10 protein-coding genes are annotated in these 15,440 nt (G+C 51.8%); 6 read left to right on the top strand and 4 right to left on the bottom strand.

Annotation, left to right across the window (positions count from 1 at the left end; genetic code table 11):
* Nucleotides 1-20 precede the first annotated feature (20 nt).
* Nucleotides 21-1,574, bottom strand: coding sequence for an AAA family ATPase (locus DWZ03_RS09560; protein WP_057282091.1), 1,554 nt, complete (start codon nucleotides 1,572-1,574; stop codon nucleotides 21-23).
* A gap of 528 nt (nucleotides 1,575-2,102) precedes the next feature.
* Between DWZ03_RS09560 and DWZ03_RS09565 the strand changes: the two genes are divergently transcribed.
* Nucleotides 2,103-2,741 carry an HU family DNA-binding protein gene (locus tag DWZ03_RS09565; RefSeq protein ID WP_022400812.1) on the top strand — a complete coding sequence of 213 codons (639 nt, stop codon included), beginning with the start codon at nucleotides 2,103-2,105 and terminating at the stop codon, nucleotides 2,739-2,741.
* 104 nt (nucleotides 2,742-2,845) lie between these two features.
* The gene (nudC, locus tag DWZ03_RS09570) at nucleotides 2,846-3,652 is read left to right on the top strand and encodes an NAD(+) diphosphatase (protein ID WP_120129786.1); all 807 of its coding nucleotides are present in this window, start codon (nucleotides 2,846-2,848) and stop codon (nucleotides 3,650-3,652) included.
* 289 nt (nucleotides 3,653-3,941) lie between these two features.
* Here the strand turns inward: nudC and DWZ03_RS09575 are convergent, their stop codons facing one another.
* From DWZ03_RS09575 to DWZ03_RS09585, 3 genes are all read right to left on the bottom strand, one after another.
* Nucleotides 3,942-5,684 carry a phospho-sugar mutase gene (locus tag DWZ03_RS09575; protein ID WP_057282089.1) on the bottom strand — a complete coding sequence of 581 codons (1,743 nt, stop codon included), beginning with the start codon at nucleotides 5,682-5,684 and terminating at the stop codon, nucleotides 3,942-3,944.
* An 81-nt stretch (nucleotides 5,685-5,765) separates the two neighbouring features.
* Nucleotides 5,766-7,409 (bottom strand): C69 family dipeptidase, encoded by a 1,644-nt coding sequence (locus tag DWZ03_RS09580; RefSeq protein ID WP_120129788.1) that lies wholly within the window; start codon nucleotides 7,407-7,409, stop codon nucleotides 5,766-5,768.
* A gap of 167 nt (nucleotides 7,410-7,576) precedes the next feature.
* Nucleotides 7,577-9,295 (bottom strand): M23 family metallopeptidase, encoded by a 1,719-nt coding sequence (locus DWZ03_RS09585; RefSeq protein WP_016274385.1) that lies wholly within the window; start codon nucleotides 9,293-9,295, stop codon nucleotides 7,577-7,579.
* Nucleotides 9,296-9,373: 78 nt separating this feature from the next.
* Between DWZ03_RS09585 and DWZ03_RS09590 the strand changes: the two genes are divergently transcribed.
* The 4 genes from DWZ03_RS09590 to DWZ03_RS20000 all read left to right on the top strand — a co-directional run bounded on the left by DWZ03_RS09590 (nucleotide 9,374) and on the right by DWZ03_RS20000 (nucleotide 15,368).
* A complete protein-coding gene (locus tag DWZ03_RS09590) occupies nucleotides 9,374-11,170 on the top strand; it encodes an AraC family transcriptional regulator (RefSeq protein ID WP_022400816.1) in 1,797 nt (598 codons plus the stop codon).
* A gap of 119 nt (nucleotides 11,171-11,289) precedes the next feature.
* Nucleotides 11,290-12,852, top strand: coding sequence for an ATP-binding protein (locus DWZ03_RS09595; protein WP_016274383.1), 1,563 nt, complete (start codon nucleotides 11,290-11,292; stop codon nucleotides 12,850-12,852).
* 225 nt (nucleotides 12,853-13,077) lie between these two features.
* The gene (locus DWZ03_RS09600) at nucleotides 13,078-15,138 is read left to right on the top strand and encodes a leucine-rich repeat protein (RefSeq protein WP_165859857.1); all 2,061 of its coding nucleotides are present in this window, start codon (nucleotides 13,078-13,080) and stop codon (nucleotides 15,136-15,138) included.
* A gap of 53 nt (nucleotides 15,139-15,191) precedes the next feature.
* Nucleotides 15,192-15,368: a hypothetical protein gene (locus tag DWZ03_RS20000; protein WP_165859858.1), complete on the top strand. Its 177-nt coding sequence runs from the start codon at nucleotides 15,192-15,194 to the stop codon at nucleotides 15,366-15,368.
* The last annotated feature ends 72 nt before the right edge of the window (nucleotides 15,369-15,440 follow it).

Below are 15,440 nucleotides of genomic sequence, written 5' to 3' on the forward strand. Positions count from 1 at the left end.
TCTTCTTGGTTACTGGAGGATTATTCGTCTCCATATCTCAGTTTGCGCATGTCCACACGCGCCCAGGCTATCTCCTTGCGGACGATGGAGACGTATTGAGCTACGCTCTTTTTATCCTCTTCGGAGACGAAAAGGTTGTCGGACAAATCTCTTACCAGCCGGTCTATGCTGGTGGCGGCGGTATCCAGTTCCGTCTCGTAATCACGGTCGGTGACGGAGAGGTTTCCCAGCCAGAGTTGTTGCTCCTCGCCCCGTTGCAGACGCCGCATGGGGAAGCACACACCGTTGATGTAGAGATGCTTGTCGTCGCGGTAGAGGGTGACGCGTTCGGTGCCTTCCTCTTTCATGGCACTGGTGTCGGCAAAGGCACGGATGATTGTACGCTTGGGATTGAGGGGGTCGGCATACATTACACCCAAGGTGGGGGCATCTTTGGTGCTATACTCCTTCAGATTTTTGTAGTCCACGATAAAGATGTAGGTGTTGCCCGTACCATGTTTCTCCACCTGGTAGTAGAAATGTTCCGTTATCAGCAGGTCATCGTCCCTACGGTCGCCGGCAAGGCGGGCTTTGTCGAGGGCTTCGCGCACACGGCTGACTTTCAAATCGGATTTCAGCGAGGAGGCGATACCGGCAATCTGTTTTGTGTGGGACACGAATAAGGCACGGATAACGATGTCACGGATGGCAACGCTCTCATCAGGCTCACTCCATAGGCAGTGGTAGACGGGAAGCAGGTCGGTCATGGAGACTTCCGTGCGGCCGTGGACGAAGGCGGAGGTCTTGAGCAGCTTCACGATGTTCTTCCAGCGGCGGTCGCTGACGTAGACATTGCGGCGCAGGTCGGAGTCTTGCATCTCTACGCTTGTCAGTCCGTGGCGAATGGCTGTGATGCAGGAAAGAACATCGAGAGGCAAGGTTACGCGGCGTATCTCAGCTTGCCATTCGGCATACTCGCGGTCGGAGATTTGCCATTCGCAAGCAGTCGTTTCCGGATGGTCGGCAGAATCGTCCAGCAGCATTTTGTAGAAAGATTCTTCCTGCTTGACGCAGGTGCAGAGAATGCGGATAAGGAAACGGTCCCATAGGGCTTCTAGTCCCTCGCCTTGAGCGGGCAGTTCGTTGCTGGCAGCTACGAGCAGTTTGAGGGGGAGATGCAGTTCCTTGTCGCCATTGCGGAAAAGTTTCTCGTTGATGACGGTCAGCAGAGTGTTCTGTATGGCAGGGCCTGCTTTCCATATTTCGTCCAGAAACACGACATCGGCTGTGGGCAGATAGCCGTCGATGGCACGTTCATACTTGTCGGATTCTTTCAGTCGGCTAATGCTGACAGGACCGAAAATCTCGTCGGGCGTAGAGAAGCGGGACATCAGGTATTCAAAGGCACGGGCATCTGTAAAAGCCGACTTTAGCCGCCTGGCTACCATTGACTTGGCTACTCCCGGAGGTCCCAGGAGCAGAATGCTCTCGCCTGCCAGAGCTGCCAGCAGGGAGAGGTTTATTTCAGTTTCTTTTTCGTATACTCCCCGGTTCATTTCGGAAAGGAGGAGACGAATGCGTTGGGTTATTTCCACAATATGATTTATTTCTAGTCAGTACTCATGTATAAAGAAAAGTGTGTAAAGATACAAAATAGTAGGGAAATCAGAGAGAGTCTTATTAAGATTCACTATCTTTGGAAAACAAATACACACAGACACGCACACACGTTGTGATTTGCTTTCATTTCCTATATCTATTACCATTTCTACCTGGAGACAAATTGTCCCCAGGTAAGTGACCAGTCCTTCATCGGGTCAGTCCCTATTATTGGGGATTTAACAATCCCCCCTCTTTTGCCGAAAACTAAAACTTTCCTCCCCAAACACTACCCTTCGTATCACAATATTTTATACCTTTGTTCACTAAGAAATAATCGTCCCATACCCATTTCTGTTTCGTCCGACAGCTGTCGGACGATAATTAAACAACTGTTGGACGATAATGCAACAGTTGTCGGACGATTAGTTTTTAGGAAGAAGAAAATTAATCCGCTTAGCGACAAAAATAATTCCCCGAAGCGACGAGAACTGTTTATCGCTATAAACAAAAATAAATATCTTATGAGCGCGTATTACGACCTTTACGAAACGCCTTCGCCCGACGGGAAAGAAGACAAGAAATCACTCCATGCACGTATCTGCCCGAAAAGGACTTATACCCAAAAGGAGTTTGTGGAACATATCGCAACTTTCCAACATCTGCCCAAGAATGTGATAGGGGCAGCATTGGATGCCTGCATTGACGAGTTGTGCGATTTGCTGGCCAACGGAAACATCGTGGAGCTGGGAGAACTCGGATTCTTCAGCACTTCACTGAAATGCCTGCGCGAGACCGACGACGAGAAAAAGAAAATCCGCTCCGAATCCGTCCAATTCCAAAACGTACACCTGCGCATCAGCAGCACGTTCCGCAACAACATCAAGAAGAAAATGACGTTGGAACGTGTACACTCCACTACCAAGAAATCGAAAAAAGTAGTAGAGACCACCGAAGCAACAAGAAAAGCCGAACTGGAACTGTTCCTCAAGCAGAATGTATGCATCAACAAGAACGAATACATCCAATTGAGCGGACTAACCAGACATGCCGCCATAGACGAGCTGAACAAATTCATCCGGCAAGGGTTCCTGCGCCGCCGCGGAATGGGAAGGTCAACGGTCTATGTGCGACAAGAAAAAGACACAGCAAACGAAATTTAGGGGGGCAAGCACAGAGACACAGAGACATAGAAATTAATTTGAAAAGAATCTCTGTGCCTTTGTATTTTCGTGTTCATCCCCCCAAAATAATAAAACAACAAACAATGGAAAAATCAACAGAACCCCAACCCTGCACGCAGTGGTTCGTCTTCTTCAAAGACCAACTGCTGCTGAAAAAAGGATATACAGACAAAGGAGAAATAAAATACAGCGTACCCGTCAGTATAGAGCCTCCTCTGACACCGGAAGCCGGAAGTAATATACACGAAGTGTTCCCACCCAACGGCAAGCAAGTACGTGCATTTGCTTTGGAACAGCCCGTGGCCGAAACCGATGAATGGGTCATGATAGGCCTGCGCGCATCGTACGACTACATCTCGCCGGACGAGTACCGTTCTGCAGGAAAGGCCTTCCAGATACTCTATTGGGACGAGCACAGCCGCTTCTGCCCCGTGTGTGGCACCGCCATGGAGCACCAGACCCCCATCATGAAGAAGTGTCCCAACTGCGGCAATGAGATGTACCCTCCCGTTTCCACCGCCATCATTGTACTGATACGCAAAGGAGACGAAATCCTGCTGGTGCATGCCCGGAACTTCCGAGGAACCTTCTACGGACTGGTGGCAGGCTTCCTCGAAGCCGGCGAGACACTGGAAGAATGTGTAGAACGGGAAGTTTTTGAAGAAACGGGGCTGAAGGTAAAGAACATCACCTACTTCAGCAACCAGCCCTGGCCCTACCCCAGCGGATTGATGGTGGGTTTCATTGCCAACTACGAAAGCGGGGAGATAAAACTGCAGGAAGATGAGCTAACCGCTGCCGCCTTCTATTCCAAAGACAACCTGCCCGAAATTCCACGAAAGCTGAGTATCGCAAGAAGGCTGATAGACTGGTGGATGGAGAACAATTAAAAATTAAAGAATTAAAAAGAGGGGGGAAGAAATTTAAAAAAGCAAATTGCGGAAAACACACACTCACAAACGAACAACTACGAATGAAACGACTCTCATTCACATCAACCAATCGGTGTGTAACCGCAATCTGCATATACTAAACTTCCCTGCAAACGTTTTGTTCATCAACCATCGGGTTTAAGTCTTTATTTAAGTTTTCTTTCAACACAGAAGCAAAAGGAAGAGGCGCAGCCCTCACGGGTTACGCCTCTCCGAACACTATATACACATTTTTTCCTCTTTCCTATCAAATGCCGAGTGACTTGCGCACTGCCTCCACTTTCTTCTCAGCTTCGGCATCGGCGCTGGCATAGCATTTCGGACAACCCATCTCGCCCTTCACCTCGATATAGAACTTAATCTTCGGTTCCGTACCGGAAGGACGGACAGAAATCTTCGTGCCGTCTACAGTGAAATATTGAAGTACATTGGATGTCTCGGGCATATCCAGCTTGCTTACGTTGCCCTGGGCATCAGTCAGTTCCAGCGTCTTGTAATCCTTAATCAGGCTGACAGCCGAACCACCGATTTCCTTCGGAGGATTGGCACGGAAGTTATCCATCATCGCCTTGATTTCCTCGGCACCACTCTTACCGGGTTTCACCACGTTCACGGTGGTTTCCTTAGAGAATCCATATTCTACATAGATTTCCATCAATACGTCATAGAGTGTCTTGCCCTGGTCTTTGGCCCAAGCACAGATTTCGGCCAGCAAAGAGCAGGCAGAAACCGCGTCTTTATCACGGACAAAGTCTTCGGCCAGGAAGCCATAGCTTTCTTCACCACCACCGATATACTGCTGCTTACCTTCACTCAGACGGATTTCGCGGGCAATCCACTTGAAGCCGGTGTAGCAGTCGCGCATTTCAATCTTGTTCTTGTCTGCCACAGCCTTGATGAGTTCGGTGGTCACGATGGTCTTCACGATGAAGTCGTTCGGCTGCATCTTACCCATTGCAATACGGTTCTTGATGATGTAGTACAAGAAGATGAGACAAGTCTGGTTACCATTGATAAGCACCCACTCGCCCTTATCGTCCTTGCAGGCCATACCGACACGGTCGGCATCCGGGTCACTTGCCATTACGATGTCAGCGTCAATCTTCTTAGCCAGCGCAATGGCCATGGAAAGGGCTTCGGCATTTTCGGGATTCGGAGAAACCACTGTCGGGAAATTGCCGTCCTTCACCATCTGTTCGGGCACGCAGTTGATATTCTCAAATCCCCACTCCTTCAATGAATCCGGAATGAGCACGCGGCCTGCGCCATGAAGCGGAGTATACACAATGCTGAGGTCTTTCTGGCGACGGATGACTTCGGGGTCGATGGAGATGGAGTGAACCATGTCCAGATAAACCTTATCCACTTCCTTGCCGATAATCTGAATCAAGTCCTTGTTGCCGTTGAACTTGATGTCGGCCACCGTCACCTTATTTACCTCGTCTATGATGGCTGTATCGTGCGGAGCGAGCACCTGCGCACCGTCATCCCAATAAGCCTTGTAGCCGTTGTATTCTCTGGGGTTGTGGCTGGCTGTAATGTTGATACCGCTCTGGCAGCCGAAGTGGCGAATGGCAAATGAAACTTCGGGCGTAGGACGAAGGTCATCAAAAAGATATACCTTGATGCCGTTTGCAGAGAAGATGTCGGCAGAAATCTTTGCGAACTTGTCGCTATTGTTGCGGCAGTCGTGCCCCACAACAACGGAAATATCCTTCTTTCCGGCAAAACATTTGTTCAGATAGTTGGACAAGCCCTGTGTTGCGGCACCTACGGTGTAGATGTTCATGCGGTTTGTACCGGCACCCATGATGCCACGCAGACCACCCGTTCCAAACTCCAGGTCTTTGTAAAAACTGTCTATCAATTCGGTTTTATCTGGATTTTCCAACATGCGTTTCACTTCTGCCTGAGTTTCGGCATCATATGCCGGGGTAAGCCATTTTTCGGCTTTCTCAGTCACCTGCTTAATCAGTTCCTGATTTTCCATAAGACTGTTATTGTTTTAAGGGTTAATATAAACTTTTTTGTAAGACACAAATGTAGAAGAATAAGTTCAAATATCCTAATTTTATTCAGGCATTTTATATCTGTCTCCCGTCTGCTTAACATACTCTTCAAGGAACTCCCTCGGGTATCCCGGGCGGATTACGCCTGCCGGCTGGCCGATGGAATTACGTTCGAATTGACCGTTTTTCATACGTTTGACAACGCCGTCATTATACTTTACGACAAGAAACTCGCCAAGACGTTTCCAAGTATCGAAAGTGCTTTGGGCAGTCATGTTCGTATAGTTGGTAAGGAATGCCTTTGCTTTGGCAGGGTCTTTTTCCAGCAGTTTGGCAGCAGCAGCCTCAACGCCTTCCTGCGCTTCGTTGAAGGTTGTCTCCAACTCTGTCTGAGTGGCACGCACGTCGCCCATCATCAAGTCATAACGGGGATAAACCATATTGGCCACCCAATTGAAAATCCAGAAAGCGGAGTTCCAGGAGAAAGTGATGTAATCGGCGCCATCCACGCGGGTATAGCATACGGGAACCTTGTCCGTACAGCAATATACGGGCGTAAATACCGTCATGTTGGCATCATCTGTGCCGAACCACAATACTCCACCGATAGGGTCGGGCAACTCGGAACGCATCTGTGCCACGAATACGAAACCACTCTGCTGGGTGGAGATGGGACGCTCATTGAAATATTCCCGGTCGCCCACTTTGAAAGAGAGTGGAGAAAGGCGGTACGGGGTATGATACGGGCCTGCGCCGAAATCTTTGCTGATGTCGAGAGGAGTACCTTCATAATGGTCGCGCATGGCGTTCTTCACATCCTGCACGGAAACCTTGCGGTTGGGCTTCACAAACAGAGGCATCGGAGTGTTCGTCTCACCTAATATATAAGGTAAGAACTCGTTGCCGCGGTCGGTAAACATATTGAAATAGCTCCATACGCGTGCCTCGCAATAGCGACGGGCACCGAAATCGAGCGGAGCATAGGCATTGGCAAAGCTGAAATCCTTGTTCACACCGTCAAAATAGCCCTTCTCGCGTGCAAAGGAGATGACATCGGGGGAGTACATACAGTTCTCCTTGTCGTTCATGTTGAACTGATGAATGCGGCTCTGGTTGGCATGAGCGGAGATACAATCATCGGGCACGCGGACAGCCACCCATACGGCACCGCGCACACCGGGTCCCTTGCCAATCATCTCCATAATCCATATCTCGTTGGGGTCGGCAATGGTAAAGGACTCGCCACCGCTGTAATAGCCGTATTCCTGCACCAATTCCGTCATCACCTTGATAGCCTCGCGAGCAGTACGTGAACGTTGCAGTCCGAGATAAATCAAGCTACCGTAGTCGATAATACCGGTAGTGTCTACCAGTTCGGGGCGTCCGCCGAATGTCGTTTCACCGATAGTGAGCTGGAATTCGTTCATATTGCCGATGACATTGTACGTCTGACGGGCCTGCGCTATCTGCCCGAGGTATTTGCCGGTATCCCACTCGTGTATGTCAATCAGCGTGCCTTTCTTATGCATGCCGGCAGGATAATGATATAGCTCGCCGAACAAGCCATAGGAATCGGCAGAATAAGAAACGATGGTAGAACCGTCCGCGGAGGCGTTCTTGCCCACGATAAGATTGGTGCAGGCCAGTGCATTCGCCACGGCTGCCACAACAAACAAGACGGAAAGAGTCAGTCTTTTACTTTTCATACTTCTAATAAATTAAGGCCTCACCCCCGTCCCCTCTCCGAAAGAGAGGGGAGAAGAAAATGATAGCTTGTTACACATATTTTTATTACACTTATTTATTACACTATATATAGCAAAAGTAACTTCCGACCTCCCCTCCCTACGGGGGAGGGGTCGGGGGAGAGGCTTTACCATACAAATTCAAACTGTTCGGTGGTACAGTTGCCACAGCCATCCGTCACCGTCATCTCCACCACATGCTTGCCGCCTTTCTCCACATGTTTCGGGTCGAGCTCGCACACCAGGTTACCACTGATGGAGTTGGGCTTTCCAAACAAGGCATATTTTCCGTCAATCGTACCCCGATAGGTGTTGATGCCGGTTTCCTTGTCCTTGGCCTTGAAGATGATTTTTCCCGTACGTCCCCACTGAGCTTGGTTCACGGGAGTTATCACCGGCGGAACCGTATCCACTGCCACGGTATAAGTCCCCAAATCCCGTATACGCACTTTCATGACACCATCCTCATACTTACCGCCGATGCGGTATTTTCCACCGCGCGCCGTTACGCCCGCCACATAATATTTGGTCATATCCTCTACCGGACGCCGGCGCAAGCCGATACGCAAATCGCAGGCATCGTGCATCGGAATGCGGGTATCGTTCAACTGATAGGTGAAAGCTATATCACCGCTATCAGCCCGCACGGAATAGTTCAACAGGACGTTATCGTAGAGCATTCCTTTCGGAATGACCAATTCTAACCCCGGTTCCTGCAGATAGTTCACCTTGTCCCACTTGAGGGCGTATTTCTCACGATGTTCCACCGGAGCAATTGTCGTCTTCTGCCCCTGCACCGTGAAGCAGACCTTGGAGGTATTTCCCAGCGCATCGCTCAGCGTATAGACAAACCGGTAAGGGCGTTCTTCGTTGATGTCCACCAGTCCACGGTTACCGTTGGATGCATGCAGCATGCGTAAGTGGTTTCCCGGCTCGATGAAAGACTTCATATACTGGCCGTGTGTCCACGAATTGATATAGCGGTTTTCTTCGTACGCAAAGCGGTCTACCGTACTGCGGAAGACTTCCTCGCCGTCCACTTCGAGAATCACCGTCTTCACGCCATATTTATTCTGCACTCCGTCCATATAATCATAAGCACGGATGCCTGCACCAATCAATCCCCAGGCGGTAATGGGTTTCGTAGGATGTGCCGGAAAAGCCCGTCGCGTCTGCTTACCTTCCACCACTCCTTTGCCCGGCTGAGGAAACAACATGATACCTTCGGCACGCGGGGCAGTCTTGTCCTTCACTTTGTCCATGAAGAAAGGCAGTGGGTCTATATATTCGTCCGTAGCCGTCTCTATCATATCCAGATGCAGGTGCGGACCGAAAGAGTATCCGGTGTTTCCGCTTAAAGCTATTATCTGACCGGCTTTCACGGGATATTCGCCCAAGATATGCACCCCGAGATTATTACTGCCTCTATCTCTATCGTCTCCCTCATCTGACACGGGAGCAGGCTCGGGAATTATCTCTACTTCCCAGCTTTCCTTTTCGTACTGAAGAGCCTTCACTCGCTTTGCCACTTCACCCACAAAGGCGCTAAGATGACGGTAGATGGCGGTATAGCCGTTATCATACACCACATCGAGCACATAGCCCGAGCCGTGGGTGACACGGATACGCGAAATATATCCGTCCGCCAGCGCACGTACCGGTTTGCCTATGGCGCCACCGGTCTTGAAATCCAGTCCGCCATGAAAATGGTTGGCACGTATCTCGCCAAAGTTACCGGAGAAAATGATGGGAAAATCAAAAGGCGGAGTGAAGGAAGCCTCTTGTGCCCGAGCCCCGACAGATATAAAGAAAAAAGACAAAATGACAGATTTTATGTATATATTCATTGCAGTAACTTCTTATGATAAACGCAGGCAAAGATAAAAATAATCCCTATCTTTGCCATACAAAAGAGAAAATAAACAATGGAGAAAATACATTACTTCCGTCCCCTCTATCTTGCTCTGGCACTCACCATAAGCCTATTTTCCACCGCAAGCACCCCTAACCGATACAAAACCTCCGCTTCCCTGCCCGACAGCCTGCTGACCGAACAGCATATCCGCAGCATCTATTACACCCTGCCCGACAGCGCTCTGTCACTGCTGGACGAAGCCGAAGCCCGCCGTCTTCCCCACCTGCCGCAATTCCGCATCGACATGCTGCGCGGCACAGTCTACGAACGTCAAGGTATGTACCACCTCAAGGAGCGGTACATCCGCCGCGCCCTGCAAAGCGACTCCGTGCAGCACACTCCTCTCCGGAAACTGCAAGTCCTCACGCAGCTCGCCACCGCCCTCGACCGCCTGAACAAATACGAAGAAGGCATCCGCATCTGTACCGAAGCCATCGAGCTGGCACAGGAGCAAGGACAGAAGGCCAAAGAAAGCGAACTGCTGTTCACTTTGGGCCGCATGTATCAAGGCATGAAGCTCGACGACAAAGCGTTCCGGTACATGTACCGTTCCATCGAACTGCTGCAAGGCACGGACAATGTGCGCGAACTGGCCCAACTATCCACCTCCTACGGCGACTTGTCCGCCTATCTGGCCGAAAACGAGCGTTTGGACGAAGCCATTGCCCTCTGCGAGAAGCGTCTCGACGTTATCAGCCGCATGAGCCTGCTGCCCGGACCGCCGCCCGGATACATAGACCAGCAATACGGTTACCTCTACTCCAAACTTGCCTGGTACTACCTACAAAACGGACAAAGCGAAAAAGCCGCCGAAACCGCCCGGAAATACCAAAGCACCGGCTTTGCACAATCGCAGGCAGGACAAACAGAAATCGTCCCCTACCTGCTGGGTACGCGTCAGTACCATAAAGTGCTGCAACTTCTTGACGCCTCTTCCGCCCTGGCCGAACCGGCCGATACCTTCAACTACGGCCACCTGATTCTGCTGGACCGCTATGCCCGCACCTACCGCGGACTGAAACGTCCGGAACTGGCCGACAGCTACCAACAGCGCATCACCATGCTGACCGACAGCATCTATGCCCGCGAAAAGGCCGGCCAGGCACACGAATTCGCCATCATCTACCAAACCCAGGAAAAGGATGCGCAGATACGCGAAGCCCAACACAAGCTGGCACGGCAACGCGTACTGTTCATCACCACCAGCTTCATCGCCATCCTGCTCGCCATCCTGCTATGGGAAAAGCACCTCCACCTGCGCCGCACCCGCGAACGCAACCAGATAGCCGCCCGCCAGATAGAAGAGCTTCTGGCACAGAAAGAAGAACTGCGCAAGGCATACCGCCGGCAGCCGCTTCACCCGGAAGATGCCCCTAACGAAGAGCCGCCTGCCGCTCAAGCCAACACTTCCCCCTCCGCTGCCGACGATGAAGACAACCGCCGCCGGTTCATGCAGATGGAAGATGCCCTGCTCACCGACCTGCCCTTCCTAAACCCCGACTTCAACCGCGAAGACCTGATGAAGATAACGGCCTTGAGCAAGAACCGCCTCAACCCGTTCTTGCGCGAATATGCCGGTGCCGACGGCTTCAGCGACTACATCAACCGCCTGCGCGTGGAGCACTCCATATCGATGCTGAAAGACAACAGAATGTATTCCATAGATGCCATAGCCACCGCTTCGGGCTTCAAGAGCCGCAACACCTACTATGTGGCGTTCAACAAACTGCTTGGCATGACACCCGTGCAGTACCGGGAGACTTTGCCGGACAAGTCCGCAGAACCATGCACAGAGCCTATAGTTTAACAGATTGCAGGCCGTCAGTTACAAGAACTATTCGTATATTTGTGCGTTGCAAGTAATATATAAGAAAGTTACAGGTAATATATAAGAAAAGTGATATATAAGAAAGGAGAACCGGAAATATGGAACCCATACAGAGCAACAAAATCTACCCCATCGGCATACAGAACTTCGAGAAGATGCGCAAAGGCGGCTATTTCTACGTCGACAAGACCGCCCTTGTCTACCGGCTGGTAAAGACGGGCAGCTACTACTTCCTAAGCCGCCCCCGGCGCTTCGGCAAGAGCCTGCTCATCTCCACCCTCGAAGCCTACTTCCAGGGAAAGAAGGAACTCTTTGAAGGGCTGGCGATGGAGAAGCTGGAGAAAGACTGGATAAAACGCCCCGTGCTGCACATCGACCTGAATATAGGGAAGTATGACACCCCGGACAGCTTGGACAAACAGCTGGAAAAAGCTGTGACAGAATGGGAACAGCTTTATGGCACGGGAATGGCGGAAAGCACGCTTGCCCTTCGCTTCGCCGGAGTGGTCAGGCGTGCCTGCGAGCAGACGGGGCAACGTGTGGCCATCCTCATCGACGAATACGACAAGCCCATGCTGCAAGCCATCGGCAACAAAGCGCTGCAGAACGAGTTCCGCAACACCTTGAAACCCTTCTACGGCGTACTGAAAACCATGGACGGATGCATCCAGTTTGCCCTGCTGACGGGGGTCACCAAGTTCGGCAAGGTCAGCGTGTTCAGCGACCTCAACAACCTGAACGACATCTCCATGGACCGGCGATACCTTGCCCTTTGCGGTGTCACCGACGAAGAGCTGCGCCAAGAATTCGCCCCAAGCATCCGGCTGCTGGCGCAGGCGCAAAACATGACCTACGAGGAAACCTGCCAACGCTTGCAGAAAGATTACGACGGTTACCACTTCACACACAACTCCATCGGAATCTACAACCCTTTCAGCCTGCTCAACACCTTCGACAAGCAGGAGTTCGGCAGCTATTGGTTCGAGACGGGCACCCCCACCTATCTGGTGGAACTGCTGAAACGCAACCACTACAACCTGGAGGAGATGGCCCATGCAGAAACCTACGCCGACGTGCTGAACAGCATCTATGGCGACGAAGACCCACTGCCCGTCATCTTCCAAAGCGGATACCTCACGATTAAGGAGTACGACCCAAGGTTCGGACTCTACCGCCTCGGCTTCCCCAACCGGGAAGTGGAAGAAGGGTTCGTCAAGTTCCTGATGCCGTTCTACACCCGCTTCAACAAGATAGAGGCACCGTTCGAGATACAGAAGTTTGTACGTGAGATAGAATCCGGACAGCCCGATGCCTTCTTCCGCCGCCTGCAAAGTTTCTTTGCCGACACCCCCTACGAACTTGTCGGCGACCGCGAACTGCACTACCAGAACGTGCTTTTCATTGTCTTCAAGCTGGTGGGATTCTATACCCAAGTGGAATATCACACCTCCGAGGGACGTGTGGACCTCGTGCTGAAGACAGACCGCTACATCTACATCATGGAGTTCAAGTTCGAAGGCACTGCCGAAGAAGCGCTGCGGCAGATTGACGAAAAACACTACGCGCAACCCTTCGAAGCCGACGGTCGCCCACTGTTCAGGATAGGCGTGAACTTCAGCGCCCGGACGCGCAACATAGAAAGGTGGCTGATAAAAGCATGACTTCCTCCCCATAAGGACGGATTTTCATCCTCCGCACTTCCCTTCGCACCCCCTCCGGAAGCACTTCTGAGAGGGGGTGCGACAATTCAGGACAACAAGGCGACAATGCAGGACAAGCACCGAGGGGTAAAATTAGGCAGTTTATACCATTATTAACAACTTTGCAGACACATTTGCAAAGGAACATTAATAAAACCTATAACAACCCAAATGGAGAACTGCATCATGAAACGACTGACCTCACAGGGATGGGAAACGCTGCGCACACTGACCGCCATCACGGCAGCCATAGGTACCATGATATGCCTGCTGATACTGGCAGGATGCACCAACGAACTGACCGGGCAGGACGAAAACCGGGGAAACGGACAAGCGCTGACGCTGGGAACCGTAAGCATAGAAGGAGGAAACACCCGTGCCGCCAATGCCGTGCCCGGCGTGGCATCCGGCCATAGCTTCAGAGATGACGAAAAGCTGCACGTAGCCCTCACCGCCGGAAGCGCCCAATCTGCCGGCACCTACCTATACGACGGCAACAACAGCAGCTGGAGTTCCACCAAGACCGAGCGCGCCTACTGGCAAGGGAGCGGCAACCACACCCTCACCGCCTGGTGGGGACCCGCTTATTCTTCCTCCTCCCCTGCCGTTTACGACATGCCCTCCGACTACGAAACCAACACCGCCGCAGGGAGCACCCTGAATGCCTGGGACGGCAAGCAATATACCGCTGCCGCCGATAAATGGCACATCACCGACCTGCTGCACTACAGCGGTACACATTCCGCCACATCCTCTTCCATCAATCTGCTGCTGAAGCACAGCATGGCGCAGCTATGCGTCAACCTGCTGCCGGGCGACGGCATCACCGCCGAACAGCTGCAGACGGCCACCGTACACCTCAAGCAAGCGAAAGCCTACTTCACCATGAATACCGACGGAGAGCCCGTCATCCATAATCACGACGGCGAAGCCTCCACCCCTACCGATGTCCGCCTGCTGAAGAACGGCAATACCTCGTCGGCATACTACGCCCTGATGCTGCCGGGGCAGACCTTTGCCGCAGACCGACTGATGATAAGCATCCACATCGGAAACGACATCTATAAGTACCTCCCCACCAACGACATCACCACCCAAGCCAATACCTGCCACGAGCTGAAACTGAAAGTAAACAAAGCAGGGGTGAGCGCATTGAGCGTAACGTCCACCGGATGGCAAAGCCCGACACTGGTGGAGGCGACGGAAGCAGAAAGCTTCGTAACAGTGGAGAACGAAACAGCGGGAAGCCTGCTGGCAGATGGGTCTGCACTGAAGACTGCACTGGCAAGCGCCGGCCAAGACAGCCCCATCAAGGTAATGATTACGGGGGAGATTAGCGACCAGGACTTGGCGAATTTGAAAGAGCAGATGATCGGTGGTAGTAATGGTAATAAATACTTCAAGGTCAGCCACCTCTACATCACCGCAAGCGGGGCGACAACCATACCGGAGGGATTTTGCAAAACGGGGGATAACACAAATACCGCACTTCAAGAGGTGATACTCCCCGAAGGGATAACAAGTATAGGAGAGCGCGCATTCCAAAGCTGCACGACACTAAAGAGCATTCAACTGCCAAAGAAAGTGACAAAGATAGGAAAGTACGCATTCATTAATTGCCGCCAGCTAACAAACATCCAACTGCCGGACGGAGTGACAGAAATAGGAGAATACGCATTCGTCGACTGTAGCAGCCTGACAGAAATCAGCATCCCCACGGGAGTAACGAAGATAGGAGAGAGGACATTCCAAAGCTGCGCGAATCTGACGAGCATCCAACTGCCGGAGACAGTGACAGAGATAGGCCAAAGCGCATTCAACTACTGTGGAAGTCTGAAGGAAATCAACATACCGAAAGCAGCGACAAGCATAGGAAGCTACGCATTCCAGTATTGTAGCAGCTTGACAGAAATCAGCATACCCAAAGCAGTGACAAGCATAGGAGTCTGCGCATTCTACGACTGCTCCGCCCTCGAAGAAGTCGTCCTCAGCGGCACCAACGACCAATTTGGCTTCTTCCTGCCCACCGTTGGTGATGGTGCATTCGCAGGCACCTCCGCCACCCTCCTCTTCCTCACCGATGTCACCGAAGAGATGTTCAAGGCAGAAGGAAATGCCGCCACATGCCAATCCTGGGGTAGTGTCACCTGGAAAGCCATCCACTACAACCTGACTGCGGATAATCCTGCCAGCCTGACAGACACCGCCAACTATAGCGGCCACTGGCTCAAGGACTCCCCCCAATAACCCCAACCCCATAACCCATAACTCAAAATTCATAACTCATAATTCAAAACCCCATGGCAACAACCTTTGAAAAGTTCATCAGTCTCGTGGCCTACGACAACGCCCTGACCGAGCGCACGGACGACTTCTACCTCCGTGCCAAGACACAACCCCGCACACTGGGCATCACCGAGATAGCCCGCGAAACAGCCCGGCAACTGGGCAAGTACGGCGAAAACCCGTTGGGATAACACCCCACGGCCCTACCCCCATAAGGGTGCGCACCCCCACCCCGAACGGCCCTACTTATACGAAACCCTAAA

The organism is Bacteroides sp. AF29-11, assembly GCF_003602895.1.
In the GTDB taxonomy this organism is placed as follows: Bacteria; Bacteroidota; Bacteroidia; order Bacteroidales; family Bacteroidaceae; genus Bacteroides; species Bacteroides uniformis.

What these genes read in the sequence shown, in the direction of transcription:
- DWZ03_RS09565 (WP_022400812.1), top strand. Translation starts at nt 2,103, where the DNA reads ATGAGCGCGTATTACGACCTTTACGAAACGCCTTCGCCCGACGGGAAA.
- nudC (WP_120129786.1), top strand. Translation starts at nt 2,846, where the DNA reads ATGGAAAAATCAACAGAACCCCAACCCTGCACGCAGTGGTTCGTCTTC.
- DWZ03_RS09575 (WP_057282089.1), bottom strand. Translation starts at nt 5,684, where the DNA reads ATGGAAAATCAGGAACTGATTAAGCAGGTGACTGAGAAAGCCGAAAAA.
- DWZ03_RS09580 (WP_120129788.1), bottom strand. Translation starts at nt 7,409, where the DNA reads ATGAAAAGTAAAAGACTGACTCTTTCCGTCTTGTTTGTTGTGGCAGCC.
- DWZ03_RS09585 (WP_016274385.1), bottom strand. Translation starts at nt 9,295, where the DNA reads ATGAATATATACATAAAATCTGTCATTTTGTCTTTTTTCTTTATATCT.
- DWZ03_RS09590 (WP_022400816.1), top strand. Translation starts at nt 9,374, where the DNA reads ATGGAGAAAATACATTACTTCCGTCCCCTCTATCTTGCTCTGGCACTC.
- DWZ03_RS09595 (WP_016274383.1), top strand. Translation starts at nt 11,290, where the DNA reads ATGGAACCCATACAGAGCAACAAAATCTACCCCATCGGCATACAGAAC.
- DWZ03_RS09600 (WP_165859857.1), top strand. Translation starts at nt 13,078, where the DNA reads ATGAAACGACTGACCTCACAGGGATGGGAAACGCTGCGCACACTGACC.
- DWZ03_RS20000 (WP_165859858.1), top strand. Translation starts at nt 15,192, where the DNA reads ATGGCAACAACCTTTGAAAAGTTCATCAGTCTCGTGGCCTACGACAAC.